This is a genomic window from Trinickia violacea (assembly GCF_005280735.1).
In the GTDB taxonomy this organism is placed as follows: domain Bacteria; phylum Pseudomonadota; class Gammaproteobacteria; order Burkholderiales; family Burkholderiaceae; genus Trinickia_A; species Trinickia_A violacea.
On sequence record NZ_CP040078.1, the window covers coordinates 3,575,837 to 3,602,395 of the forward strand.

Annotated in this window: 25 protein-coding genes; 16 read left to right on the forward strand and 9 right to left on the reverse strand. The window is 63.3% G+C overall.

The window, feature by feature from the left end; translation table 11 throughout:
• Positions 1-12: 12 nt before the first annotated feature.
• Positions 13-1,017, forward strand: coding sequence for a chemotaxis response regulator protein-glutamate methylesterase (locus FAZ95_RS38130; protein WP_137337444.1), 1,005 nt, complete (start codon positions 13-15; stop codon positions 1,015-1,017).
• A 61-nt stretch (positions 1,018-1,078) separates the two neighbouring features.
• Positions 1,079-2,212 (forward strand): GGDEF domain-containing response regulator, encoded by a 1,134-nt coding sequence (locus FAZ95_RS38135; RefSeq protein WP_137337445.1) that lies wholly within the window; start codon positions 1,079-1,081, stop codon positions 2,210-2,212.
• Here FAZ95_RS38135 and FAZ95_RS39700 read toward each other — a convergent pair.
• Complete coding sequence (locus tag FAZ95_RS39700; RefSeq protein ID WP_175425879.1) at positions 2,209-2,466, reverse strand: hypothetical protein; 258 nt, start codon at positions 2,464-2,466, stop codon at positions 2,209-2,211. The genes FAZ95_RS38135 and FAZ95_RS39700 overlap by 4 nt on opposite strands.
• Positions 2,467-2,675: 209 nt before the next feature.
• On the opposite strand from FAZ95_RS39700, the gene FAZ95_RS38145 reads away from it, so the two are divergent.
• Positions 2,676-3,203 (forward strand): hypothetical protein, encoded by a 528-nt coding sequence (locus FAZ95_RS38145; protein ID WP_137337446.1) that lies wholly within the window; start codon positions 2,676-2,678, stop codon positions 3,201-3,203.
• 68 nt (positions 3,204-3,271) lie between these two features.
• Here FAZ95_RS38145 and FAZ95_RS38150 read toward each other — a convergent pair whose 3' ends face one another.
• Positions 3,272-3,538, reverse strand: coding sequence for a hypothetical protein (locus FAZ95_RS38150; RefSeq protein ID WP_137337447.1), 267 nt, complete (start codon positions 3,536-3,538; stop codon positions 3,272-3,274).
• Positions 3,539-3,816: 278 nt separating this feature from the next.
• On the opposite strand from FAZ95_RS38150, the gene FAZ95_RS38155 reads away from it, so the two are divergent.
• Together FAZ95_RS38155 and FAZ95_RS38160 are read left to right on the forward strand one after the other, a co-directional pair.
• Positions 3,817-4,014, forward strand: a complete 198-nt coding sequence (locus FAZ95_RS38155) for a DUF3562 domain-containing protein (protein WP_137337448.1) — start codon at positions 3,817-3,819, stop codon at positions 4,012-4,014.
• A 384-nt stretch (positions 4,015-4,398) separates the two neighbouring features.
• Positions 4,399-5,667: an NYN domain-containing protein gene (locus tag FAZ95_RS38160; protein ID WP_137337449.1), complete on the forward strand. Its 1,269-nt coding sequence runs from the start codon at positions 4,399-4,401 to the stop codon at positions 5,665-5,667.
• Between the two features lie 63 nt (positions 5,668-5,730).
• On the opposite strand, the gene FAZ95_RS38165 is transcribed toward FAZ95_RS38160, so the two are convergent.
• Entirely contained in the window at positions 5,731-7,146 is a 1,416-nt protein-coding gene (locus FAZ95_RS38165; protein WP_137337450.1) for a cytochrome P450, read from the reverse strand.
• Between the two features lie 88 nt (positions 7,147-7,234).
• Here FAZ95_RS38165 and FAZ95_RS38170 point away from each other — a divergent pair, with 88 nt between their 5' ends.
• Positions 7,235-8,173: a helix-turn-helix transcriptional regulator gene (locus FAZ95_RS38170; RefSeq protein WP_137337451.1), complete on the forward strand. Its 939-nt coding sequence runs from the start codon at positions 7,235-7,237 to the stop codon at positions 8,171-8,173.
• Between the two features lie 27 nt (positions 8,174-8,200).
• Here FAZ95_RS38170 and FAZ95_RS38175 read toward each other — a convergent pair whose 3' ends face one another.
• From FAZ95_RS38175 to FAZ95_RS38185, 3 genes are read right to left on the reverse strand one after another with little or no spacing between them, the layout of a single operon-like run.
• The gene (locus tag FAZ95_RS38175) at positions 8,201-8,938 is read right to left on the reverse strand and encodes an SAM hydrolase/SAM-dependent halogenase family protein (protein WP_137337452.1); all 738 of its coding nucleotides are present in this window, start codon (positions 8,936-8,938) and stop codon (positions 8,201-8,203) included.
• A 26-nt stretch (positions 8,939-8,964) separates the two neighbouring features.
• Positions 8,965-9,351 (reverse strand): VOC family protein, encoded by a 387-nt coding sequence (locus FAZ95_RS38180; RefSeq protein WP_137337453.1) that lies wholly within the window; start codon positions 9,349-9,351, stop codon positions 8,965-8,967.
• 1 nt (position 9,352) lies between these two features.
• Positions 9,353-10,624, reverse strand: coding sequence for an MFS transporter (locus FAZ95_RS38185; RefSeq protein WP_137337454.1), 1,272 nt, complete (start codon positions 10,622-10,624; stop codon positions 9,353-9,355).
• A gap of 111 nt (positions 10,625-10,735) precedes the next feature.
• Here FAZ95_RS38185 and FAZ95_RS38190 point away from each other — a divergent pair, with 111 nt between their 5' ends.
• The gene (locus FAZ95_RS38190) at positions 10,736-11,608 is read left to right on the forward strand and encodes a LysR family transcriptional regulator (RefSeq protein WP_137337455.1); all 873 of its coding nucleotides are present in this window, start codon (positions 10,736-10,738) and stop codon (positions 11,606-11,608) included.
• Between the two features lie 4 nt (positions 11,609-11,612).
• On the opposite strand, the gene FAZ95_RS38195 is transcribed toward FAZ95_RS38190, so the two are convergent.
• Positions 11,613-12,494, reverse strand: coding sequence for an aldo/keto reductase family oxidoreductase (locus FAZ95_RS38195; protein WP_137337456.1), 882 nt, complete (start codon positions 12,492-12,494; stop codon positions 11,613-11,615).
• A 104-nt stretch (positions 12,495-12,598) separates the two neighbouring features.
• On the opposite strand from FAZ95_RS38195, the gene FAZ95_RS38200 reads away from it, so the two are divergent.
• Complete coding sequence (locus FAZ95_RS38200) at positions 12,599-13,495, forward strand: LysR family transcriptional regulator (RefSeq protein WP_137337457.1); 897 nt, start codon at positions 12,599-12,601, stop codon at positions 13,493-13,495.
• Between the two features lie 48 nt (positions 13,496-13,543).
• Here the strand turns inward: FAZ95_RS38200 and FAZ95_RS38205 are convergent, their stop codons facing one another.
• On the reverse strand, positions 13,544-13,825 hold the full coding sequence (locus FAZ95_RS38205) for a hypothetical protein (protein ID WP_137337458.1): 282 nt from the start codon (positions 13,823-13,825) through the stop codon (positions 13,544-13,546).
• 599 nt (positions 13,826-14,424) lie between these two features.
• On the opposite strand from FAZ95_RS38205, the gene FAZ95_RS38210 reads away from it, so the two are divergent.
• The 6 genes from FAZ95_RS38210 (at position 14,425) to FAZ95_RS38235 (ending at position 23,118) form a co-directional block, all read left to right on the forward strand.
• A complete protein-coding gene (locus FAZ95_RS38210) occupies positions 14,425-16,188 on the forward strand; it encodes a hybrid sensor histidine kinase/response regulator (protein WP_137337459.1) in 1,764 nt (587 codons plus the stop codon).
• Between the two features lie 113 nt (positions 16,189-16,301).
• Positions 16,302-16,895: a helix-turn-helix domain-containing protein gene (locus FAZ95_RS38215; protein ID WP_137337460.1), complete on the forward strand. Its 594-nt coding sequence runs from the start codon at positions 16,302-16,304 to the stop codon at positions 16,893-16,895.
• Positions 16,892-17,422 carry a GNAT family N-acetyltransferase gene (locus tag FAZ95_RS38220; protein ID WP_137337461.1) on the forward strand — a complete coding sequence of 177 codons (531 nt, stop codon included), beginning with the start codon at positions 16,892-16,894 and terminating at the stop codon, positions 17,420-17,422. The genes FAZ95_RS38215 and FAZ95_RS38220 overlap by 4 nt, the downstream gene beginning before the upstream one ends.
• Before the next feature lie 119 nt (positions 17,423-17,541).
• Complete coding sequence (locus FAZ95_RS38225) at positions 17,542-18,948, forward strand: TolC family protein (RefSeq protein ID WP_254700209.1); 1,407 nt, start codon at positions 17,542-17,544, stop codon at positions 18,946-18,948.
• Between the two features lie 10 nt (positions 18,949-18,958).
• Entirely contained in the window at positions 18,959-20,074 is a 1,116-nt protein-coding gene (locus FAZ95_RS38230) for an efflux RND transporter periplasmic adaptor subunit (protein ID WP_254700210.1), read from the forward strand.
• Positions 20,071-23,118: an efflux RND transporter permease subunit gene (locus FAZ95_RS38235; protein WP_137337463.1), complete on the forward strand. Its 3,048-nt coding sequence runs from the start codon at positions 20,071-20,073 to the stop codon at positions 23,116-23,118. The genes FAZ95_RS38230 and FAZ95_RS38235 overlap by 4 nt, the downstream gene beginning before the upstream one ends.
• Here the strand turns inward: FAZ95_RS38235 and FAZ95_RS38240 are convergent.
• Positions 23,092-24,702, reverse strand: a complete 1,611-nt coding sequence (locus FAZ95_RS38240) for an EAL domain-containing protein (protein WP_137337464.1) — start codon at positions 24,700-24,702, stop codon at positions 23,092-23,094. The two genes, FAZ95_RS38235 and FAZ95_RS38240, sit on opposite strands and share 27 nt — an antisense overlap.
• A gap of 237 nt (positions 24,703-24,939) precedes the next feature.
• Between FAZ95_RS38240 and FAZ95_RS38245 the strand changes: the two genes are divergently transcribed.
• Positions 24,940-25,749, forward strand: a complete 810-nt coding sequence (locus FAZ95_RS38245) for a helix-turn-helix transcriptional regulator (protein ID WP_137337465.1) — start codon at positions 24,940-24,942, stop codon at positions 25,747-25,749.
• A gap of 139 nt (positions 25,750-25,888) precedes the next feature.
• Complete coding sequence (locus tag FAZ95_RS38250) at positions 25,889-26,521, forward strand: alanyl-tRNA editing protein (RefSeq protein WP_137337466.1); 633 nt, start codon at positions 25,889-25,891, stop codon at positions 26,519-26,521.
• The last annotated feature ends 38 nt before the right edge of the window (positions 26,522-26,559 follow it).

Consider the following 26,559-nt stretch of genomic DNA (forward strand, 5'->3'; position numbering starts at 1 on the left):
GAGGGAGGCATCGTGAACATCGGCATCGTCAACGATTTGCCGCTCGCCGTCGAAGCGATGCGCCGCGCGATTGCGAAGCGGCCCGATCATCGTGTGCTGTGGGTGGCGACGGACGGCGCAGAGGCTGTCGATTTTTGCGTCGCCCACCCGCCCGATATCGTGCTGATGGACCTCATCATGCCGAAGTTCGACGGCGTGGAGGCGACGCGGCGCATCATGGCGCGCGCGCCGTGCGCGATCCTCGTCGTCACGCACAGCGTGGGCGCGAATACGCGGCGCGTCTATGAAGCGATGGGGGCAGGCGCGATCGACGCGATCGATACGCCGACGCTCGCCGAAAGCACTCTCGCCGACGCCTCGCAGCCGCTGCTCGCGAAGATCGATCAGATCGGCCGCTTGCTCGACAAGCCGCTTGCGTACCGCGAGAGCGTGCCCGTTATGGCACATACCGGCAGCACGCCGCTCGTCGCGATCGGCGCGTCCGCGGGCGGCCCGACGGCGCTGGCCGCCGTACTCGGCGCGCTGCCCGAGGACTTTCGTGCGGCGCTCGTGATCGTGCAGCACGTCGACCGCGCGTTCGCCGACGGCATGGCGCAATGGCTCAACGACCAGACCCCGCTGACTGTGCGCATCGCGCAGGACGGCGACTCGCTGCGACCCGGCGTTGCGCTGCTCGCCGCGACCGACGACCACTTGCGCCTCACGCGCAGCGGCTCGCTCGACTACACGCGCGAACCTGCCGAGATGCCATACCGGCCATCGGTCGACGTGTTTTTTCAGAGCGTGGTCGAGCACTGGCAGGGCGACGCCATCGGCGTGCTCTTGACCGGCATGGGCCGCGACGGCGCGATTGGATTGAAGGCGATGCGCACGAAGGGCTACCACACGATCGCGCAGGACCAGGCGACGAGCGCCGTGTACGGCATGCCGAAGGCGGCTGCCGCGCTCGATGCCGCGCGCCGGATTTTGCCGCTGGAGAGCATCGCGCGCGAGCTGACGGCACTCGTCAAAACGTGACGACGGTCCAGCGCGAAACGACCAGAACACACCCATTGGAATTCAGACTAGAGGCAACAGAATGACTGTCGATCACCTCGGCTCCCCTGACGACGCGGCGACCCTGCGACCCCTGGCCGACGGCGCCGACGCCGCGCTCGAAGCGGCGCGCGTGGCGCTCATGACTCCGACGGCCGCCGACATGCCGGTGATGGTGCTGCTCGTCGACGACCAGACGATCGTCGCCGAAGCGGTGCGCCGCGCGCTCGCGGACGATCCCAACATCGATTTTCACTACTGCTCGCGGGCGGATGAGGCGATGGAGGCGGCGCATCGGACGCGGCCTACGGTGATCCTGCAGGACCTCGTGATGCCGGGGATCGATGGGCTGACGCTCGTCAAGGAGTATCGCGCGGACCCGGCGATGCGCGATGTGCCGATCATCGTGCTTTCGACTAAGGAAGAGCCGGTTATCAAGAGTGCTGCATTTGCGGCTGGAGCGAACGACTATTTAGTGAAGCTGCCGGATCGGATCGAGCTGGTGGCCCGCGTGAGGTATCACTCGCGGTCGTATATCAATCTGCTGCAGCGTGACGAGGCGTATCGCGCGTTGAGGCAGTCGCAGCAGCAGTTGATGGAAGCGAATCTGGAGTTGCGGCGGCTGACGCATTCGGATGGTTTGACGGGGCTTTCCAACCGGCGGTATCTCGATGAGTATCTCGCGGCGGAATGGCGCCGAGGGGCGCGCGAAGACCTGGAGTTGGCGATGCTCATGATCGATGTCGATAGCTTCAAGCCGTATAACGATACGTATGGGCACGTGGCCGGGGATGATGCGTTGAAGCGGATTGCTTCGACGGTGGCGAATTGCTTAGGGCGGCCGGGGGATTTGGCGGCGCGCTTTGGGGGTGAGGAATTTGCCGTGGTGTTGCCGGCTACGCCGACGGGCGGGGTTAGGCAGCTCGCGGAAAAGATTCGGGCAGAGGTCGAGGCTTTGCGCATACCGCATGCGGGGTCGTCGACGGGGGAATGCTTGACCGTCAGTATTGGTGGGGCTGCGCTTGTGCCTGCTGTGGAGATGCCGATTATGTCGCTGGTGGAGTTGGCGGATTTCGCGCTGTATCAGGCTAAGCGGGAGGGGAAGAATCGGGTGGTCATCGTTGAGGATTCGGTGGGGGTGAGGGAAAGGTCGGGGGTGTTGGGGGGGAGGGGTTAGATCGGCACGACGATCAGCGCAGACCCTAGGGCAGGTGCAATCCGAGGCACCACCGAAGCGATAACCACGAACAACACCAATGGAGTTGACGGCACAGGCAGCACGCCAAGTGCAGCGGAAATGCGCTCCCCGGGGTTTGCCCTAACCATAGGGTCCTCACTGGCTTTCTTTGTTCCCTGGCGAACAGACTCTTTTTGTCCGTTGGCAAAAATCTTGTCCGCATAAAGCAGGAGATAAAAAACAACCGGGGACAAACATGGCTAGCCTAATCGCGGTAAGAATCAGGTCTTCAGCGAATCGTTTGTGTGCAACAGTTTTCCTAGCAATCCTGACTGGTGCGGTGTCGGGTTGCACGGTGCCCCATCAAGGTAGCCAGCCGCAGTCGTCGGTGCTTCCCTCCTTGCCAGCCCCCGTCGCTCCCGCACCCGTCGAGACCAAAAGGGACACGGGACTGTATGGCGTCGTGATCGCCAAGCCGATCGGGGGAATTCCCGAGTGCCCGGCTCAGGCCGCCTTGCCCGGCGACATTGGCGCCCCCGACCATGCATGCTTCCAGCACGCCGACGCGCGGCGATACGGTCTTGCGCCCTTCGGCACGGAGACGCTGGTTGTCACATGGCCGGCGGGCAAGCAGCCTGACCTTGTCGACGGCGACAGCATGCGCGTCAGCATCATCGATGGCATCGTCGAAGGCATCCGTTTGAGCACCCGAGGGCTTGCATTCCAGCAACGCAACTACACGTTGCTGGAAGCCCGATTTGGCCAACCGGCATTCAAATGGAAGGTCACCATGAAAAGCCGGACGGGGGCCAGATTTGAAGTGCTCAAAGCGGCCTGGAAGCGGCCGGGTCGAATTACGATCGTTTATGACGGTGCGGAGAATTCAACAGACTCCGGTGCGCTCATTATTGCCAGTGTCCGGGAACAGGCCCGTATGGACGCGGCGCCCGAGCAGAACTACACGGGGGCGCTCGCTTTGATCTCAAACTGATATCGGGTTGTCGTCGTTGAGAATTCGGTAGGCGTGGGGGAAAGGTCGGGGGTATTGGGTGGGCAGGATTAGAGGTCGGCAGGCGAAAGCTCTACCCGTTCCCCTGTTAGTGGGGGCACCCGTTGCTCGATCGCCCGCACGATCCGGAGTTTGCCGAGTTCGAACGCGAGCGCGAGTTGCTTGGTACTTTCATCGGCGGCGCCAAGCTTTTCGCAGACCGTTTGAGCGGGCAGCGCGAAGGCGCAGTAGCCCCAGCCGAAACGGTAGGCCGAAAACCATATCGTCGAGTTCGGGGAGAAGATCGGAGGCGTAAGGCTTGTAGTGGGTTGCGCCATCGCTTTTGGCTCCCTGACCGGTCACTGTGGAGTGTAATTCTTGCACAGCATGCTGACAGAAGGCGAGTGCATTCGAGGCGACGCTCACGCCTACACAATGAATGGCGTGCTTCGTGATGACTCACTCGACGAGCCGTATGCCATTTGACAGGCTGTGATCCGACAAATCCAGATCAACCAATACGGTCGTTCGGATAGGCTAAATGTATTTGCCCGTCGGATAGTCGACGACGTTTAATGGTCCTCCCATGCCCACCGTCCCCCCAAAGGAGGCATTGATGAGCCGCTCCGTCGCCGAAGAACTCGTCAAGACGATCGCCGCCGAGACCAATGCGCCGATTGAGACCGTTTCGAAGATGTATGAAGAAACGTGGGCCGAATTCAGCGATGGCGCACGGATTATGGATTACCTGGCCGTGCTGGTCGCGCGGCGAGTGCGCGAGAACCTTCGCAACGCGCGCAGGGATGTGCACTGAACTCCGGCAGCGATGTACTGAAAGACCGCCGCACCCGTCGCTTTCCTGACTTGGCATCGTAGACCCGGCCGAGATAGCGGGGATCGTCACGCGTTCTCGTCAATCCGGAGTGTGACGCAGCCAAGACTATCGCGCATGAAATCAAGAGTTTCAGGCATTCACGGACAGATGGGCCGGATGACGCCTGGTGTCCGGCCCTACGCTGTCGACGCGGAACACGCCAAGTCGCTCTGGACAAAAAGCGAGCACTTGGTAGGCGAGCGCTTCTGATCGCCCGTCGTACGCAATCGACGCCAGCCATTTCAGTCCCTTCACCGCAACCCGCTATCATGTGCGCTATTCCAAACCCACAGCCCCCATAGCCGTCCACGGCCGGAGCACCTCATGGCATCCCCTCAAGACAGCGTCAGCATGGCGCTATTCTGCGACTTCGAAAACGTCGCGCTCGGCGTCCGCGATGCGAAGTTCGAGCAGTTCGACATCAAGCCGGTTCTCGAACGGCTCCTGCTGAAAGGCAGCATTGTCGTCAAGAAAGCCTATTGCGACTGGGATCGCTACAAGGGGTTCAAGGCGTCGATGCACGAGGCCAGCTTCGAGCTGATCGAGATTCCGCACGTGCGACAGTCGGGCAAGAACTCGGCGGATATCCGGCTCGTCGTCGATGCGCTCGATCTCTGCTACACGAAATCGCACGTCGATACCTTCGTCATCATCAGCGGGGACTCGGATTTCTCGCCCCTCGTTTCGAAGCTGCGCGAAAACGCCAAGAAGGTCATCGGCGTCGGCGTAAAGAATTCGACCTCCGATCTTCTGGTCGCCAACTGCGACGAATTCATCTTCTACGACGACCTCGTACGCGAACAGCAACGCGCGATCGCGACGCGCGAGGCACGTGAAGCGAGTGCGTCGGCGAAGCGTCCAGCCGATGGAGACAAGCACGCGAAACAGAAGCTGGAAGCGCGCAAGGCGCAAGCCATCGCGATCGCGGTCGAAACCTTCGACGCGCTCGCCTCCGAGCGCGGCGAAAGCGGCAAGATCTGGGCGTCGGTGTTGAAAAGCGCAATCAAGCGCCGCAAGCCCGATTTCAGCGAGTCGTATTACGGCTTTCGCGCCTTCGGCAATCTGCTCGATGAAGCGCAATCGCGCGGCCTGCTGGAAGTGGGACGCGACGATAAATCCGGCGCGTTTGTCTACCGGACCGCTCAGGCCGCAACAGCGGAAGTCGCCAAGCAATCCGAATCGCCCACCGTTGCAAAAGACGCTGCACCGGCACTCACGCCCGAGGCCGCGAGCAAAAAAGACCGTCGCTCGAACCGAAACACCCGGAAGCAGGCTTCTCAGCAAGCGCCGGTAGCAACCGGAACGGCGGCGTTGGAAGAACCCGCCCCGGCGGTCGTTGAAAACGTGCTCGAACACGTGACGTCGATCGAAACAGAAGCGCATACGGAGACGGTGAAAGCACCCACGCCCCGCCGCGCGCGCAAAACCGCCACGAAGAAGAGTGCCCCGGCTGTCGCGCAAACGAAGAACGCGGAGGTCCCCGCAGCGGAACCCTCTGCCGACTCGGCAGCCGGGACCAAGCCCGCGAAAGCCCCACGCAAATCGGCCTCGCGGGCCGGTCGTTCACGCAAGGCGGCGGCTGAAGGGAATTGAAGTCTGACGGTCGTCGACGAGCAGCGTGCTAACGAACGGCGTGCAATGAGCCGGCCCGTTTTCCTAACGGGCCGTCGCCACCTGCAATCGCAAAGGCGTTTCAGGCCGCAGCGTGACATTCATCACCGGCGGAGGCGAAGCCATCCCCTCCGGCGCCGACAACTCGAACCGCTGCAACACCATCGCCGCGATCACCGTCATTTCAACCAAGGCCAAGTGCTGCCCCAAGCAAACACGTGGCCCTGCACCGAACGGCAAATAAGCGCCACGCGGAACCTCCGGCGCATCGGCAGCGAACCGCTCAGGCCGAAACTCCAACGGCTCGGCAAACCACCGAGGATCGTGATGCATCAACTGCACCGGCACCATGAACATCGTGCGCTCGGGCAGTTGCCATGAGCCCAACGTGATCGGCTTGGCGCATCGACGGCTGATGAGCACCGGCGCGGTCGGATAAAGGCGCAACGTCTCCTTGATCGTCTGATTCAGATATCGCAGCGACGACACCGTCTCCACCGTCGGCACGCGGCCTCGCAGCACCTGGCGAACCTCCTCCCTAGCCGCCTTCTGTGCCGCCGGATTCGACGCCATACACCACGCCCACCAAACCAGCGTCGCCGCCGTCGTCTCATGCCCCGCCAGAAACGCCGTCATGCACTCGTCGCGGACCGCTTGAAGAGGCCACGTCATCGCATCGTCGCGATGCAATTGCAAAAGACGCGACAACAAATCGTCGGGCCATGCGTCATCAGGCAACGTCAATCGCGCCTGCAATTGCCGCTCGATCAAATCTTTCAAAGCCGCAATCGCTCGACGCTTGCCCCGCTTCCAAGGCACCCACTCCGGCGAACTCGCAGGCCAATAAAACTCGGCGTTCGCCGCCGCGCTGGCCACACGCACCGCCTCTTCCGCCACGCGAGCATCGTCGCCGATCTCGCTGGAAAAGATCATCTGCATGATCACGTCCATGGTCAGCGACGTGAGCGCGCTTTCGATCGGCCATCGCTCGTGGTTCATCGGCCACTGCGCGAGCGCGTTTTCGGTCGCGGCTGCAATGGACGGTATGAAAGCCTGCACCGCCTTCGGCGTGAAGCTCGGATTCAAAGCGTGCCGCTTGTTGCGCCACGCCTCACCCTCGGCAATGAGCACGCTGCTTCCATGCACGTGAGAAAAAACGCGTATGCCGCGCTCCCAGCGCACCAGCGCGTCGTGATTCGTGACGAGCAGTTCACGCGCCAGCTGCGGATCGGCGACGACGACGTCATGTTCGGGCCAGAGGCGCAGATGCACTACGTCGCCGAACTCCCGCTGCCACGCGGCGAGCGTGCCGAGCAAGTCGCGCGACATCCGGACCAGCAAGCTCCAGCCGGTCAGCCCGGCAGGCGGACCAGGAGGCCATACGCCAAGAGGATGCAGTATCGGCGCCGGTGTCTTCGCATCGGCGTGGAATGGGCATTGGGAAGACGAGGTCGGGTTCATGCCGTCCATTATTCGCCCGCATGCGGCGCCCTGTCTTGAACGCAAACGACATCGACTCGCGCACGGCCCCTCCCTATACTTCGCGGTCATGTCCTCCGCTCTGGCATCCCGCCTGCCGCCGTGCCCCGATCCGTTCGCACGCGCTCCCCTCGCCTCCGGAGAAGGAAGGCGTGCGCACACGCGGCTTTATCTCGCGCCGCCGGTTCTGCAAGGCGCGGTGGTGGCGATCGTCTGCCGCGATACGCGCGGCCTCGACTTGAACGGCGAGCAGCGCCTGACGCACTTTCCGGCTACCGAAATTGTCTCGTTGTCTTGGTTCCAGGGCCTCGAGGCCGGGCTAGTCGAGCGCACCGAAAGCGGCCCGCAATGGCGGCCGCTCGGCACATCGGTCACATTCGCGGGCAGCCAGTCCCTTCCGACCGTGAGCTGGGCGCCGACCACCGGGCGTGGCGGGCTCGTGTGCTTCACGGCGGATGTCGCGCAAACGCTGTTCGGGATCAATATGGCCGACGTGCATGATCGCATCGTCCCCGCTCATGAGTGGCTCGGCGCCGACTGGTGGCCGTTCCTGGATGCGCTCGTCAACGCGTCCGACGATGCCGCGACGCTGGCCGCGCTCGAACAGCATCTCGCGCCGCGCTGGCAAGCGCACCAGGGCCGCTTCGAGTCGACACCCTCGCTGAGCCAGATCGGCCGGCATTGGGTCGAGCGCTTGGCTTGGCAAGCCCACGAATGGCGGCGCACGCATAGCCCGCGACAGGTGGAGCGCCGCATCAAGGCACATAGCGGGCGATCGCTGCGCGAATGGCAGGCGCTCGTCAAAACCGAGGGCGTGTTCTTCACCGCGCGCAAGCGTCACGAGGCGGGTTTGCCCTTCGACTGGGCAACGCTGGCCCAAGAAGAAGGCTTTGCCGATCAGGCTCACCTGAGCCGCGCGGTCAAACGGATCACGGGCTTTTCGCCGAGTGAGTTCGCTCAGCGCTTTGTGGAAGACGAATCGTTCTGGCTGTATCGGCTGTGGGTGTGATCGATACGAACGGCGCTGGACCCGGGCTCACTTCCCTGCTGTCACCTGCGCTGCATCTCCGACACGCGCTCCAAGCTGCAGCGAAGCGTTGCCGCCATTCGCCGCAACTTCCAGCAACCCAATCGAGTTCTCATACCAGAACGCTTGCCCCGCCGGGACGTCTGAAAACACGCGAGCATAAGCCACTTCTTTCCCCGCAATGCCAAGCTTCGCGCTCTTAGCCACACTGCCCGCTCGCATTCCCGTCAGCACGTTGCCATAGTGATCGACATAGACAACTTCGGCTAAATCGTCAGCCCCAAGCTGCACTTGCAAACCTGGGATCTCACTCAGCTTGTCCGCGGCCAACTCGCCACGGCTCACCCACCCCGCCACCGGCGCAAACAAGTCCCGCCCATGAAACGAGGCGGAAAGCCGCTCGGGCCGCCACGTAATGCGCCAAGTGCGGGTGCTCGCGGCACGCGCCGCCACCACCGAGAGCAATCCGTTATCGGGTCCCACGAACCACTGCCCATCGGCCTGCAGCACGACGGCATCGCGGGCGCTGCCCACGCCGGGATCGACTACGCATAGAAAGACCGTATCCGCGTGATACCAGCCGCGAAGCGCAGCAAGCAAATGGGCCGCGGCACGCGCGTCGTAGTTCGGCACGCTGTGCAGCATATCGATGAGCGTGACGCCAGGCGCCGCATGCTGCAGCAACGCCACCTTCATCTGCCCGACATAGATGTCGTCGGCGCCAAAGTCGGTAAACAGCGCAATCATCGCGTGGCCTCCTTCGAATCCCGCACTCAACCCATCAACTCCGAAATCTCGATCAGATTCAGATCCGGGTCGCGCACATACACCGAGCGGATCTTCTGCGTCGCGCCGGTACGCTCCACCGGCCCCTCGACGATCGGCCAATGGCGCGCCTTGAGATGAGCGATTACGTCATCCAACGGCACCGACGCGATGAAGCACAAATCCAACGCCCCCGGCACCGGCAAATGCGCCTTCGGCTCGAACTCGCTGCCGCGCACATGCACGTTGATCTTCTGATTGCCGAAGCGGAAAGCGATACGGCCAGCGCCAAACGTTTCCAGGCGCATCTGCATGACCTCGGTATAGAAGCGCTTCGTCGCTTCCACGTCGACACAGGTCACAACCAGATGGTCGAGATGATCGATCATTGCCATTTCAGGCTCCTTGCTTGCGCGACTGAACTCGCGCAACGTATATCGCCAGCGCGCCGCACACGGCCAGCAGCGCAAACGCAAAACCGGCAACCGAAGGCCACGCGCCGTTTTGCCAGAACCACCCGCCCCACGAGCCGAGCACGCTTGACCCGAGGTAGTACGCCAGCAGATACAGCGACGTGGCGTGCCCCTTCGCGCCGTCGGCCAATTGCCCCACCCAGCCGCTCGCAACCGAGTGCGTGACGAAGAAGCCGATCGTCAACAGGACAATGCCGAGCACGATCGGAACGAGCGTGTGCATCATCGTCAACGCAATGCCGATCACGGCAACCACGACGCCGCTAGTCATGATCGGCCCTCGTCCGCACCGGTCCGCGAGCGCGCCCGCGACGGACGATGCCACGATACCGAAAAGATACGCGCAGAAGATCAGTCCCGTTTGCGTCGCGCTGAGATCGAACGGCGGTGCAATCAGCCGAAAGCCCGCGTAGTTGTAGACGGTGACGAACACGCCCATTGCCAGGCAGCCGATCGCGAAGACGAAAGGCAGCGTGGAAGCCGTCAGATGCCTGCGCCACTGCGCGAGGTGGTGTGCCGGGCTCAAGTCGCGGCGCGCCACGAAATTGCGCGATTCCGGCAACAGCAGCACGAACGCGATGGCCGCCACGATATCGATCACGCCGATCGTCAACATCGCGTGGCGCCATGAGAAGTGGTCGCTCAAATAGCTCATGCCGACCCGGCCGATCATGCCGCCGAACGCGGTTCCGCCGACGTACAGCCCCATCGAAAGCCCCAGCCCGCGCGGGTTGATTTCCTCGGCGAGATACGCCATCGCCACAGCGGGCACGCCGCCGAGCGCCAGGCCTTCCAGCGCGCGCGCCACCAAGATGCCATGCCAGCTCGGTTCGATCGCGGCCCACAAGTTGCACGCTGCCGCGAGCGTCATCGACGCAAAGATCAGGCCGCGCCGGCCAAGCCGTTCGGAAAGCGCACCCGCGCAAAGAATCGAAAACGCCAGAAAACCGGTGGACATCGAAAGTGCAAGCGAGCTTTGCGCGGCGCCGATATGAAACTCGCTCGCGAATTCAGGCAACAGCGGCTGCACGCAATACAGCAGCGAAAACGTGGCAAAGCCTGCCAGAAAGAGCGCAATGCTGATGCGCCGATACGCAGACGAGCCGGGGCTCACGCCGCCGGCGCTGTCCGCTCGCGGACGCACGGATGACGACTGCATAGGGCTTCGTGTTACGGCGACAGAATCGGAGTTCATGATGAATCGCGTTGCCTTGGACGTTCAATCTCGATGTCGCCAATTGTCCTGCTCCGTGGCTATACTGTCCAATATATAGAACTGGCTAACCCGATACGTTTTAGCACTGGCATGGAACTGCGTCATCTACGTTATTTCGTTGCGGTCGCAACCGAAGGCAACTTCACGCGCGCCGCCGAAAAGCTCGGCATCGGGCAGCCGCCGCTCAGCCAGCAGATCAAGAGTCTCGAGCGCGAACTCGGCGCCGAGCTGTTCCGCCGCACGGCGCACGGGGCGGAACTCACCGTCGCGGGCGAGGCGTTTCTGATCGAGGCTCGGCGTGTGCTCGAAGGCGCCGAACGCGCCGCGCGCGCGGCGCAACGGGCCGCACGTGGAGAAACCGGGCGCCTTCGCATCGGCTTCACGGGTTCGGCGGCGTTCAATCCTGTCGTGCCCGCGCTGCTCCAACGCTTCAAGAGTCAGTACGCCGCCGTGGACCTCACGCTGGAAGAAGCCAACACCGTGAGTCTGCTGCAGGGTTTGTTCGACGAGCGGCTCGACGCGGTGTTCTTCCGGCCGCGACGCTTGCCGCCGGACGGTGTGCAGGTGCATCGCTTTCCCGACGAGCCGATGAAGATCGTGCTGCCGTCCACGCACCCCTTGGCGGAGAAAAAGCGCCTGCCGCTCAAGGCGCTCGCCAACGAGGCATTCGTGTTCGTGCCTGGGTCTGCGGGCGCCACGCTTTACGACGAGGTCATCCGCGCATGCGGCGAAGCGGGGTTCAGCCCGCAGCTCGCCCAGCCCGCGCCGCAAGTGTCGTCGGTCGTGAATCTGGTGGCCGCGGGCCTCGGTGTCTCGATCGTGCCGGTGTCGATCGCACAAGTGCTGGTGAAGGGGGTGCGCTATATCGACGTGCAGGGGTCCAAGCTGAGCGCCCATCTCGCGCTTGGCTGGCGAGAGGGCGACCGGTCCAACGCACTTGGCAATCTCGTCGCGCTGTTGTGAGCGCTCAGTGCTCCCCGTTGCCCTCGCCTATTGCGTCGAGTTCAGCAAGCACGTCATCCGTCAGCACGAATTGCGCCGCCTTCATGTTTTCGCGCAGATGCGCAACCGACGATGTGCCCGGAATCAGCAGAATATTCGGCGAGCGATGCAGGAGCCACGCGAGCGCAACCTGCATCGGCGTCGCGTCGATCCTCTGCGCAATGTCCGAGAGCGCCGACGATTGAATCGGCGTGAACCCGCCAAGCGGGAAGAACGGCACGTAGGCGATGCCCTTGCTCGCGAGTTCGTCGACGAGCGCGTCGTCCGCGCGATGAACGAGGTTGTAATGATTCTGCACGCAGACGATCTCCACGATGCCTTGCGCCTCGGCGACTTGCGTCGACGTCGCGTTGCTCAAGCCGATGTGACGAACGAGCCCCTGCCGCTGAAGCTCGGCCAACGCGGTTATCTGCTTTTCGATCGATCCTTCAGAGGGCGCATGAACGTCGCCCATGAGGCGCATGTTGACGACATCGAGCGCGTCGAGACCGAGGTTGCGCAGGTTGTCGTGTACGCCGCGCTCGATGTCCCGCGGCTCCTGCGCCGGCAGCCACGAGCCGTCGCTGCCGCGCACGGCGCCCAGCTTGGTGACGATCACGAGGTCGTCCGCGTAGGGATGCAGCGCTTCGCGGATGATCTGATTCGTGACGTGCGGGCCGTAGAAGTCGCTCGTATCGATGTGATTGACGCCCGCTGCCACTGCTTCGCGCAGCACCGCGATGCAGGCGTCGCGATCTTTCGGCGGCCCGAATACGCCAGGCCCGGCAAGCTGCATCGCACCGTACCCCATGCGGCGCACCGTCTGGCCGGCAAACGAAAACGTGCTGACAGGTTTGAAATTCGACATGACGCTCTCTCCTTGATCAAAGTTGAGAGCGAGTATGGTCGCGATTGCGTTGTTAGATAATCCGGCCTAGATCGCACGGGCTGTGCAAAAAGGTGAACAGTGCCATGGAGATGAATGATCTTGCCGCGTTCGTTTCAGTCGCGCGTGCGGGCGGGTTTCGCGACGCCGCGCGAATCAGCGGCGTTTCCGCGTCGAGCCTTAGCGCCGCGGTGAGGCGCCTCGAAACGAAGCTCGGGCTGCGGCTGCTGAACCGCACGACGCGCAGCGTGGCCCCCACTGAAGCGGGGCTGCGCCTCATCGAAAAGCTGACGCCGTTGTTCAGCGAAATGGAAGCGGCGCTCGATGTGCTGAACGTGTTCAGGGACAAGCCCTCCGGCACGCTCAAGCTCAACGTGCCCGCGAGCGCCGCGCGCACCATCTTGCCGTCCATCGTCGCGGCGTTCTTGAAGACCTATCCCGACATTCGCGTCGAAGTCGTGGTGGAGGACGGTTTCGTCGACGTGCTCTCGATCGGCTGCGACGCGGGTATCCGCTACGACGAGCGTCTCGAGCAGGACATGATCGCCGTCCCGATCGGGCCGCGCGTCCAGCGTTTCGCGACGGCGGCCGCGCCGGGCTATCTCGACGAGCACGGCAGACCCGAGCATCCGCGCGAGCTGCTTGCGCATCGGTGCCTGCGCGGCCAATTCGCGGGGGGCGCCAAGCCGACTTGGAAGTTCGAGCGCGACGGCGAGAGGGTGGAACTCGATCCCACGGAAACGCTTCTCGTCAGGCCCGGTGCCGTGATGGATCTGGCGATCAGCGCCGCCGTGGCGGGGATCGGCGTCATTCACTTGTTCGAGGACATGCTGCGCCCGCATCTGGACAGCGGCGCGCTGGAGCCCATCCTCGAGCCATGGTGGACGAGCTTCTCAGGGCCGTTTCTCTACTATCCGGGACACCGCCACGTGCCCGCGCCGTTGCGGGCATTCGTCGATTTTGTGAAGGCGAATCCGGCGTGAACAGATAACCGGTGGCATTCGCCGGATAGGCGGCTTATCGGCGCCCGTTCAATAACGCCAGTGGCCACGGTCATGCCACTCGCGCTCACGCCATTCGTGTTCCCGCCACTCATGACGGCGCCATTCGCGTTCACGCCACTCGCGGGCGCGCCAGTCGTCGTAGCCGCCATAGTCCACCGCAACGGGAGCCGGAGCGACGTACACCGGTTGCGGAGCATAGACGGCGCCAGGAACACCCAGACCGATGGCCACATCGACGTGGGCAGACGCTGCAGTCGAAACTGCCAGGGCGGCGGCGCCCAGAACCGCGGCAAGCATCTTCTTGTTCATTTCGCTACTCCTCGCACGTTGCGTGCATGTGTGGTGAACATGGCTTGGAGTGTAGGCGGCGAGTCTGGACACAGGTGAAACGGCCGTGCGAGATTGGTAACAGGGAATTACCTTGAAGCTCGCCGACCTTCCACTATCATGGCGCCTCCGTTGTTCGTAGGTTGACCATGATCGATTTCATCGACAAGGAAAATTACTTCGTATTCCATACGATTCGATTTTCAGAAACGGCTCTTGAGAATTGACGTCGTTGGAACCGTTGTCCCGGACGACTCCAGAGGCGTCCGGATCTCTCTGAGCAGTCGCGCGATAGGGACTGGCTTCATCAATTCCACATCCCACAACGGTTCATCCGGGTGTGGCGGCGACGACGCTGAAAGCAGAATCACAGCCCCAAAGCCCATCCAAGAAGCTTGTTCAATTCGTCCTGCAACATCCGTTCCTGGCAAGTCCCGCCACGCGAAGGCTCATATCCGGACGAGCCGCTCATTGAAGCAGTAAATATTCCCGGTCCGGCCGTCCTGTCGCGATTTCGCGAACTACAATGGCAAATGGGCCGAGCCGTTGTTCACGTTATGGCCTATCCCTAAGAGGTCGATATGTCAGGGCCGACAGCGTCACCAACGCTGAAGCGCGTTGAGCGAGCGGGAGCGCTGATTACCGCTGAACTAGAGGGACGCCCCCGCCGGCCGCCCGACTTCGAGGCGGAAAACGACGCGCTGCACGGGCTGGCACAAGCGCTCGTGTCGTCGGATAGCTCCGTTCTTCAGACACTTGCCGATATCGCGCTGAAACTGTGCAATGCCAGCCACGCCAGCATCTATCTGCTCGAAACCGATGGCGACCAGAAACCTGCGTTGCGCTGGGCTGCGTTTTCAAACCACGGCACCGAAGACCCGACAGGTAACTTCATACCATTCGACAACAGCCCCGCCGGGGTCGCACTCGAACTGAGCTCGGCGCAGCTGTTTGCGTTTCCCGAGCGCTACTTCTCGGGCCTCGGCAGCGTCTTATCGGGGGTCGTGGAAGAGCTGGTTGTACCGATTCCCGGCACACCCGAGTCGTGGGGCACGCTTTCGGTCATGTGTCGAGACGAGCAGCACCGGTTCGACGCTGAACATCTCCGAATCCTGACGAGTCTCGCAAACTTTACCTGTGCAGCGCTGACCATTTCTAAGGCGAGGAAAGATGCTGAAGTGCGCGCACATGAAGCGGAAGTGGCAAAGAATGCGCTGGCGGCGGCTGAAGCCCGCAAGGATGATTTCATTGCCCAAATCGGTCACGAACTGCGCAATCCAATCGGACCCATTGACAGCGCGCTGACCGCTGCGCGAAAGCTCGCTTCTGACAACTCTCCAGTCCTTTCCGCACTTTCGATTGCCGAACGTCAGACGCGTCAATTGAAGCGTCTGGTCAGCGACCTGCTCGATGCATCCCGGATTCGGCACGGCAAGCTTTCGGTTCGCCGTTCAGAAAGTCTGCTCTCCGACATCGTGAAAGACGCAACGGCGGCTGTGCGAACCGAGGCCGACCGGCGCCAGCATCAGTTGCATACGATACTTCCGACCTATCCGGTAACGGTCTTCGCCGACTCCGTGCGCCTCACGCAGGTCCTCTCAAATGTCTTGTCGAACGCAGTGAAGTACACGCCTGCCGGCGGCGAGATTACGATCACGGTAGACGCGCCGGACCCTGCCACGATCCCGGAGGACGACTCGACACTTCGTGAAACCGTCATCACCGTTCGGGACACCGGTATCGGCATTGCGCCGGTTTTGCTCCCAACCGTCTTCGATATGTTCACCCAGTCATCCGCAGCCCAGTCGCGTGCGGAAGGAGGGTTGGGCATCGGCTTGTCCGTTGTGAAATTTCTCGTGAGTGCGCACAAAGGTCATGTCGCGATTTCAAGCCCAGGCCCAGGCAAGGGCACCGAGGTGACCATTCGACTGCCCATTGTTTGCAGGAGCAAAGCCGAGCCTGGCGTCGCTACGATGCGCAGAACGATGCCGGCCCGCATCCTCCTTGTGGACGACAACGCCGATGCGACTGAGGCGCTCAGCGTACTGTTGTCTCTAGAAGGCCACGAAGTGAAACGCGCGCTGTGCGGGCCAGAAGCGCTGTCGATCGTCAATTCGTTTGCGCCAGACGTGGCGCTGATCGACATCAGCATGCCTGGCATGGATGGTCATGAGCTTGCACGTCTGCTGCGCCAGCAAACGAGTTGCGCCGTGACGAAGCTGGTGGCTTTGACGGGCTACACGGTAGCCGTCTCCGAACCCGATGGCGGCAAAGGTGAATTCGATTACCACCTTGTGAAGCCGCTGACCCTCGACGACCTCGCGGAAGTCCTACGGCAATCGTGACATCCGGCACGTAGCCGCTTCCACCATTTCATTTGTTTTCTGACAGAAGACGTTGACAACACAACCATCGCACTCTAGTTTACTGGAAAACAATTCCATCAAACTGGATGCCCATGGATATCAACAACACGATCGCGCGCCGCGTGCGCGAATTTCGCGATGTGCAAGGGTGGTCGCTCGACGCGCTCGCCGAACGCAGCAAGGTCAGCCGCTCGAATATCTCGCTCATCGAGCGCGGTCAAAGCAGCCCTACTGCCGTCGTGCTCGAAAAGCTCGCGACGGCGCTCGGCGTCGCCTTGGCTTCGCTGTTCGAGGACGCATCGAGCCATCCCTCCGAGGAACCGTCGCCGCTTGCCTCCGCACGCGAGCAAACGGTCTGGACCGATCCGGATTCGGGCTACGTGCGCCGCAATCTGTCGCCGGGCGTACGCTCGCCCCTGCAGTTGGTGGAAGTCAAATTCCCGGCGGGCCAGCGCGTCGCCTTCGACAACGGCATGCGCGACGCCGAAATCCATCAGCAAGTCTGGATCATGGAAGGCGCCATGGAAATCACGGTCGGCGACGAGCAATGGCGGCTCGAAGCCGGCGACTGCCTGGCCATGCAGCTCGACCGCCCCATCGTCTTTCGCAACCCGACACGCAAGTCCGCTCGCTACCTCGTCGCGCTAAGCAAGTTTGCGCCAAGCGATTCCCGGAGCCACGGATGAACGACACCATTACCGTGCGACGCATCGGCATGAACGAGGCCGCAGCTTGCGTCGATGCACTCGCCGACGTGCTCATCGATTGCGTCGAAGGCGGCGCTTCTGTGAGCTTCATGCTGCCGATCTCGCGCAGCACCGCCGTCGATTTTTGGCGGCATGTCGCCAACAGCGTCGCAAGAGACGAACGCATTCTGCTGATTGCCGAAGACGCAAGCGGCGAGATCGTCGGCACGGTGCAGTTGATCACGGCGCTGCCCGAGAACCAGCCGCATCGCGCCGACGTCGCGAAGATGCTCGTCAGCCGCAAGGCGCGGCGCCAAGGCATCGCACAGCGCTTGATAGCCGCCGTCGATGATGAAGCGAAGGCGGCCGGCAAGTCCGTCCTCGTGCTGGACACGGTCACGGGCGGGGACGCCGAGCGGCTCTACGAGCGAGCGGGATGGCAGCGCGTCGGCGCGGTGCCGAACTACGCGCTCATGCCGGACGGCGAGTTCTGTGCGACGACGTATTACTACAAACAGCTTTCATGACCCGCCCTTAAGGCGCCGCTAAGGTTTGGCTAAGTCAGCGACCGCATAATAGGCACCCGTTTCAATGCGTGCCCCGCGACCACTGCGCATGCACGCCGTCGCATGCCAGGAGCCTGAATTTGCGCGCCTTTCCCACTGCCCGCCGTACGATGCTGTGCGTCCTCGCGCCAGCATGCGCGCTGCTGCTCGCGAGCTGTACGTGGTATCACCGCGAGCCGTTGTCCTTTGAGGACACGTCGACATCGGCGCGCACCCTCGAGCGCATTCAGATCGATCCGTCGACCATGCCGCTGCCCGATCTCGCCACCCATCGTTTCGATCCATCCAACGGGCTCGATATCGAAGACGTCGCGATGCTCGCGGTCGCGAACAATCCCGATCTGAAGCTCGCGCGCGACGATCTCGGCATCGCCCGCGCGCAGGCGTTTTCCGCGGGCCTGCTGCCCGATCCGCAACTGAGCGTTTCGAGCGACTATCCCGGCGCCGCGGGCTTCGAGCGCGCGTTCAGCTATGGCTTGAGCATGGACGTGATGGCGATCGTCACTCGCGGCGCGAACAAGAAGTCGGCTGACGCAACCGTCGTCAAGACCGATCTCGGGCTGCTGTGGCAGGAATGGCAAGTCGTCGCGCAGGCGAAGCAACTGTTTCTGAAGGCGCGCTTGCAGGACGAAACGCTGCCCCTGCTGCAACAGCAACTCGACCTCACGCGCACACGCTACGAGCGAATGGCCGCGGCGCAACGCGAAGGCAACTTGACCGAAGACACGTTGACCGCCGCGCTCACGTCCTACAGCGACGCGCGCAAGCAATACACGGACGCACAACGTGCAGCGGAACAGACGCATCACGATCTCAACGCACTGCTCGGCCTCGCGCCCGATGTGCGACTCCAGCTAAAAGGCGGCGACGACGCGCCCCTGCTAGCCGATGCGACCGTCGACGACGCCGTCGCCGCGCTGCCGAAACGGCGTCCCGATCTGATTGCGCTGCAAGCGGGCTACGAAGCGCAGGAGCAGAAATATCGCGCGGCGATCCTGAGCCAGTTTCCGAGCCTGTCGGTTGGCTTCGTTCGCTCACGCGATACGTCCGAGATCTACTCGAGCGGCTTCCAGATCAACCTGAGCCTGCCGGTCTTCAACCGCAACCAGGGCAACGTCGCGATCGAAAACGCTACGCGTCAGCGTCTGCGCGACGAATATCAGAACCGCCTGAATCAGGCCTACGCCGATGTCGCGCATCTGCGCGCGGACACCGCGATCCTCGCGCGCCAGCTCGATCAAGCCGAGGCTGCGATGCCCGGCATCGAAAGCGATGCGCAGCATGCCGGGCAAGCCTACGCCCAGCACAACCTCGCGCTCGGCGCGTACACCGATGCGCAAAGCGCGCTGCTGACCAAACGCGTCGATGTCGCGACGCTGCGCGAATCGCTCGCGGAACAGCGCGTCGGTTTGCAGGCGCTGCTCGGCAGCGCGATCCCCGACGCCCTCTCATCCGATCAGACCGTTACCGACAACCATGCGAAATAGCCGCTACTCTATGCAATCGCGAGGCGCGGCAGCGGGCTTTCTCGCTGCCGCCGTAATCGCCGCCATCGCCGCCTCGGCAGGCGTCAGCCACTCCGCTCACGCCGGCGATGCACCCGATAACACCGTCGTCACCGTCCAAACCGTGCGCGTCGAGCGCAGCGCGATTGCCCAGCCGGTTCGCGCTTACGGCATCGTCGCTGCGTCCTCATCGAGCGTGACCACCGTGAATCTGCCCTACGTTGCGCGCATTTCTCAGTTGCGCGTGCAGGCGGGGCAAGCCGTCGCGCGCGGCACGCCGCTCGCGGTCATCGAAGCCGATCCGTCCGCCGTACTGGCGGCCACGCAGGCAAAGAGCGCGCTCACGCTCGCGCAAGGCGAGCTCGGCCGCACGCAATCGCTGTACGACAAGGGCCTCGCCACGCAATCGCAGCTCGCCGCCGCGAAGAAAGCGCTGCTCGACGCGCAGCAGGCGCTGCGCGCGCAAGACCTGATGGGCGTCACCGCGGGTAGCAAAACGATCGTCGCGCCGTTCGACGCGGTCGTGCTGCAAGTGTCGGTCGCGCCCGGCGATCAGGTTCAGGCGGGCGCCCCGCTCATGCAATTGAGCGCGTCGGCGAGCGGCAAGGACGCGCGCCCGAACGTGATGCTCGGCATCGAGCCGTCCGATGCGGCCACCGTGCATGTCGGCGACACCGTCACGCTGCACGGGCTATCCACCGCGCTCGCGAGATCCGCGGTGACGGGCCGTGTGGTCATGGTCGGCGCGTCGGTCGATACGCAGAGCCAGCTCGTCAACATCGGCGCAAGCGTGCCGGTCAACCAGACCGCGTTCATCGCCGGCACGCGCGTGGCCGCCGATATCGCGACGCTCGCCGGCACGCACTGGGTCGTGCCGCGCTCGGCGGTGTTGAAGGACGACAAGGGCGAATACGTCTACCAGATCACGCCGAATCACACAGCGCGCCGCGTCTCCGTGGCAACGAAGATCGAAGCCGGCAACCGCTACGGTGTCGACGGCACGCTCGACGCCTCGCAGCCGCTCGTCGTCAGCGGCAACTATGAATTGAAGGACGGCATGGCCGTACAGCTCGCAGGCAACGTTGCAGCCGGAGGCGCTGCACGATGAATTTCGGCCAATGGATGCAGATGCACCGGCGGTCGTTGCTGTTCGTGATCGCGCTCGCCGCGCTTGCCGGCACGCTGACCGCCTTCCGTCTGCCGATCTCGCTGTTTCCGAACGTCGCGTTTCCGCGCGCGGTCGTCTCGCTCGATGCGGGCGACCGCCCCGCCGAGCAGATGGCGACGCTCGTCACGATGCCCGTCGAAGAAGCGCTGCGCCGCGTGCCGAACGTGCTCGACGTGCAGTCGACAACGAGCCGCGGCGCCGCCGAGATCTCGCTCAACTTCGGGTGGGGCACCGACATGGCGCAAGCCACATTGCAGGCCCAGTCCGCGATCAGCGAGATTCTCGCGTCGCTGCCGCAAGGCACGACCATGCAGGTGCGGCGCATGGACCCGACTGTGTTCCCGGTGCTCGCGTACAGCCTCACCTCGAAACAGCAATCGCTCTCGGCGCTGCACGATCTCGCGCAGTTTCAGATCCGGCCGCTGCTGTCGTCGCTGGAGGGTGTGGCGCGCGTCGACGTGATGGGCGGCGCGCAGGACGAATTCGAAGTCGAGACCGATCCCGAGCGGCTCGCCGCGTACAAGCTCTCGCTCGCGGATGTGTCGAAGGCGATCGGCGCGAGCAACGTGCTGATGGCGACCGGTCGCATCGAGGATCACTACAAGCTGTACCTCGTGATCGCGAACACGGCGATCACGCAGCTCGACGCGTTGAAGAACGTCGTCGTCGCCACAAACGGCGCGACGCAAATTCGCCTCGGCGATGTGGCGACGGTCCGCCAGGGCGTGATACCGCAATGGATGCGCGTGACCGCTGACGGTCAGGACGCCGTGCTCATCAACATCTATCAGCAACCCGGCGCGAACAGCGTCGCGATGGCCAAGGCGATCCGCGCGAAGCTCGCCGACTTTCAGAAGCAGATGCCGCCCGGCGTGCATCTCGCGAATTGGTACGACCAGAGCGAGCTCGTGGTCGCGTCGGCGAGCAGCGTGCGCGACGCGATCATGATCGGCGTCGTGCTCGCCGCGTTCACGCTGTTCGCGTTCCTGCGCAACTGGAAGATCACCGCGATCGCGGTCGCACTCGTGCCCATCGTGATGGCCGCGACGATCCTGCTGCTCGACGTGTTCGGCATGGGCTTCAACATCATGACGCTCGGCGGCATGGCGGCGGCCGTCGGCCTCGTGATCGACGACGCGATCGTGATGATCGAGCACATCGTGCGGCGCATGCGCGAAGCGGGCGCGCACGCCTTCCACGGCCGCGTGATGAGCGCGGCGCTCGAATTCACGCGACCGCTCGCGGGCTCGTCGGCGGCGACGCTGATCATCTTCGTGCCGCTCGCGTTCCTGTCCGGCGTGACGGGCGCGTTTTTCAAGGCGCTGTCGGTGACGATGGCCAGCGCCCTCTTCATTTCGTTTCTCGTCACGTGGCTCGCGGTGCCGATCCTGTGCGATCGCTGGCTGAAGGCGAAAGACGCCGAGGAGCACACCGAATCGCGCTTCGCGCTGTGGATGAACCGGCGCTACATGTCCCTGATCGAGCACGTGACGGCGAAACCCGCGCTCGTGCTGATCGGGCTCGCGCCGCTCGTGATCGTGGCGGCGTTCGCGTCCACGCGCGTCGGCAGCGGCTTCATGCCGACGATGGACGAAGGCGGCTTCGTGCTCGACTACCACACCGAACCGGGCACCTCGATCACCGAGACAGACCGCCTGATGCAGCAGATCGAAGCGATCATCCGCGCGAATCCGAACGTCGCCAACTACTCGCGCCGCACGGGCGCGGGCCTCGGAGGCGACCTCAACGAGCCGAACAAGGGCGACTTCTTCGTGCGGCTGAAATCGGGCAAGCGCGAGCCGATCGAGACCGTGATGGAGGAAATCCGCTCGAAGATCGAGACGCAGGTGCCCGGCGTCAACATCGAACTCGCGCAGTTGATGGAAGACTTGATCGGCGATTTGACCGCCGTGCCGCAGCCGGTGCAGATCAAGATCTACTCCGACGACCAGGACACGCTCGACGCCACCGCGCAGAAAGTCGCCGCGCGCATCGGCAAGATACCGGGCATCGTCGACGTGGATGACGGCATCAACCCCGCCGGCGACGCACTCGAACTGCATATCCGGCCCGACGCCGCAGCGGCGGAAGGCATGGACCCGCAGTCGATCGCGCAAGCCGTCTCGGACATGGTCGAAGGCAATGTCGCGACGCAGTTTCAGGCGGGGCCGAAGACGGTCGGCGTACGCGTGCGCATCGCGGATGCGATGAAGCTCACCGATACGCAACTGGGGCAGTTGCCGATCCGCGCACCGGACGGTCACCTGTTCGCGCTGCGCCGCGTCGCGGACCTCGTGACCGTGACCGGCCAGCCCGAAATCAGCCGCGACAACTTGAAGCGCATGGTCGCGGTGACGGCGCGCATCGACGGCCGCGATCTCGGCTCGACGATCGCCGACGTGCAAAAGGCGCTCGGCGAATCCGGCCTGCTGCCTGCCAGTGTCTACTACGAACTCGGTGGCCTCTATCAGCAGCAGCAGATCGCGTTCAAGGGCCTCTTGACGGTGTTCGGCGCAGCAGTCGCGCTCGTGTTCGGCTTGCTGCTGTTCCTGTATGAGCGCTTCCGCGTCGCGCTCGCGGTGATGGCGATGCCGCTGCTCGCGGCGGGCGCGGTCTTCGTCGGCCTGTGGGTGACGGGCATCGAACTGAACATCTCCGCGATGATGGGCATGACGATGATCATCGGGATCGTGACCGAGGTCGCGATCTTCTATGTGTCGGAACTGCAGGGGCTCGTGCGCGACGAAGGCGTGCCGTTCAGGCAGGCACTGATCGACGCGGGCCGCAACCGCCTGCGCCCGATCGCCATGACGACGATCGCCGCGATTCTCGCCTTGCTTCCGCTCGCGTTCGCGCTGGGGCAAGGTTCCGCGATGCAGCAGCCGCTCGCGGTCGCGATCATCGCCGGCCTGATCGTGCAGTTGCCGCTCGTGCTGCTGCTTCTGCCGGTGCTACTGCTATTGCTGATGAAAAAGGTCGACTGACCGCTCAGCCGCGAAGGCGGAAGACACGCTGCGGGCCTGCAAATACTCGATGAGCGCGCCCGCCGGCATCGGTGCGCCGAACAGCCACCCCTGGCCGTATTGAACGTCGTGCTGCGCGAGGTAATCGGCCTGCGACGTGTGCTCGACGCCTTCCGCGACGATCGCGAGACCGAGCGCATGCGCCATCGAGATGATGTGCGGCGCGACGATGCTGGTGGCCGCTTCCTGGGCGATCGTATCGATGAACGCTTTGTCGATCTTGAGTACGTCGACTTTGAAATTCTGCAGATAGGCGAGGCTCGAATAGCCGGTGCCAAAGTCGTCGATATAGACAGGGTGTCCTGCGCTTCTGAATGCCTCGATGGTTTTGCGGGTCGCGTCGGCATCGAGGAAACTGCGCTCGGTCGCTTCGATGCGGACCTGGTCGGGGCGGATGCCGGTGTCCTTCAAGCTCGACGTCAAGACGCGCAGAAAGCGATCGCTCTGGAGATCCGCGACGCCGACGTTGATGGACACGTAAAACGCGGGGCGCGAACGCAAGAGCGGCGTCAGTTCGGCGAGCATTTTCTGCAGGACGAGATCGGTCAGCGGCTGGATCAAGTCCCGCTCCTCGGCAACGGGAACGAAAATCTCGGGGGAGAGGTAGCGTCCGTCCACGAGCCACCTGACGAGCGCTTCCGCCCCCACGCATTCGCGGTCCGCGAGCTTGACGATGGGCTGGTAATACACGTCGAAGTCACCGCGCTTGATGGCCCGTTCGAGCAACGCCGGAAACGACAGCTGGCGCGACAGCAGCCGGAACGCCATCCACCCCACCAGCGCGCCCGCCAGAACGCCCACCGACAGCCACGCCGCAAGCAGGTTGGTCCAGCCGGTCAGCAAGCCGACGCGCGGCGACTTGACCACCACGCCCCACGGTCTCGTCGGCGAGCGCGCCACCGCGTACAGCCAATCGCGGCTCGTCACTTTGCCCTGCTGCTTCCAGGCGGCCAGCATTTCGGCACTGTTCGCGCCCGGCGACAGCGCAAAGATCGTATTCGTCTCGACATTGACCGCCGCAATCGGCCGCCGGTCCTCATCGATGACATCGACGTACGATTGCGGATCGATCGACACGTAATCGCCGTTGCGTCCGATCATGAGATCTTCGCGCGCCACGTCGAGCGGGCTCTTTTGATGAAACCACACCTGGTAGCCGTCTTCGCTCTGCCAATCGGGCGGGGGCAGCTTGAAGTGTTGGTATCTGACATCGCCGAGCAGCGGTGAACACCGATATTCCCCGCCGCCGTAGGCACCGGAATCTTGCACGTAGCGATAAGTGAAGCTGATGCGGGCCAATTGCTGAAGAAAGGCCGGCGAGCATTCTTGCTGGGATACCGCGGCGATGTCGGCGATCGCGGTGAACGCTTGGCGCGTGACGAGTTCCGAGCGCAGCACGGCTTTCTCCGCGTACTCCTGGAGATCGCTTTGCTCTCGGTGCGCTGCATCGCGATTGGCGACGTAGAGGCTGGTGAGAACGGGCGCAAGAGTCGCGGCGCAAGCGACGACGGCAACGGAAACGGAGATCAGCGAGAGACGGCGCATGGAGTTGGCCCCTGTCAGACCCGGATACGTGCCTGCCGCGACGCGCGCGCTTCAGTGGATCGCGGCTCGAACCGCACTCGTAAGATCATATATCCCGGGGACGCTTTTGCGCGGCGATATTGTCGTATCGCGCATCCCTGACGGGCAAAATGCGCGCTCGCGCGCGGCGCTATACTAAGCCGCACCGCCTCTAGCCGCCTGAAGCAAACCTTAAGGCACGTCAATCGCTTCCCCCAAATGGCCGATCACGTTCAATACCAACACATCGCCGAAGTCCCCGGCCTCGTGCTTGGTGCAGCGCGATTTTCCGAATTCAGCTTCGACCTCCACTTCCATCTCGACTATCACATCGGCTTGGTGACCGAAGGCGTCCAGCGCCAGAGGTTCGGGGGAAAGACCGTTTTGCTCGGTCCTGGCTGCGTCTCGCTGATGCCGCCCGGCGAAATCCACGACGGAACTCGCGAAGGCGGCGGCGCCTTCACGCTCCAGACGTTCCGGCTCTCCCCCGACCTTCTCGACAACATGGCCGAGGAGATCGGCGGCTCACCCCGTGAGCCGGAATTGGCCGGAATCGTGCTCGAAGATCCGGTGCTGGCCGGGCATCTGCTGCGCTTGCACGATGCCATGCGGCGCAACGACGGCGCGATCACGCTGGACGTGCAGTCGCAATGGCTGACGCTGATGGAGTGCTTGTTCAGACAGTCGCGCGCCGTGGTTCGGCAAGATGTCAAAGGCGCGCTTTCGCCGATGCAATGGCAGCGGGTAAAAGACTACTGCTTTGCGCACCTCGGCGAAAAAATCACGCTGGACGAATTGGCGTCGGTGTGCGGCTTGGGGCGCTTTCACTTCCTGAGACAGTTCAAGCAAACCGTGGGCATGACACCGCATGCGTGGCTCGTGCGGCTGCGTCTCGAACAGGCATGCGCGCTCTTGGCGCGAAGCGCGCACACCATCGCCGAGGTCGCGCAGGGCGTGGGGTTCTACGATCAAAGCCACTTCAATCGTGCTTTCCGGCAGGCGTTCGGCGTGCCGCCTTCCAACTACTAGGTTCGTCAAGCTCGAAGCGCGCTGCGCCTGCGCTTCGTTCGTCCAGTCAATTTTTTACAATCGCGCCCGCCACGATCCCCCTACGATGCGTCCATCGTCGAGGAAACGGTTTCCTCGCAGCAAGGAAGGATGTTCGAACATGACGGAACGGCATTATCTGCACAGCGACAAGCTGGAAATGCACGCCTCGGTGGTCAGTTGCTCGCCGGCCGAAGACGGGACCTATCAAATCGTTTTGTCGGCGACGCTGTTTCATCCTCAAGGCGGCGGCCAACCGTCCGATCTGGGGACGATCGCCGACGCCAAAGTCATTCGCGTGAGTCAGGCGGGAGACGACGTGATTCACCACTGCGACCGGAGCGTCGCGGCAGGCGACGTCGATATCAAGGTATCCGCCGAGCCTCGCGCCTTGCACGCCCGGCTGCATTCCGCCGGTCACTTGATCAGCTATTGCGGCGAGCCGTTCGGATGGCGGGCCGTGAAGGGCCATCACTGGCCGGGAGAAGCACGCGTCATTTTTGAAGCCGAAGACGGCGCGCCAGCATTCACCGCCGACGCAATCGAACAGCAGGCCAACGCTCAGATCGCGTCCGATGCGGCTCGCCACGTGTCGCAAGAAGGCGAAACACGCAAGGTCGGCTTTGGACATCTGCCCGCCTATCCCTGCGGCGGCACGCACGTGGCGTCTTTAGGGATCGTCGGAAGGGTCAGGATTCTGAAGGTCAAGGAGAAGAAAGGCCAGCTGTGGGTTCACTACGATGTCGAAAGCTGAGCGCGGCTCCTTTACTGAATATCTGGCCCCACCAGATG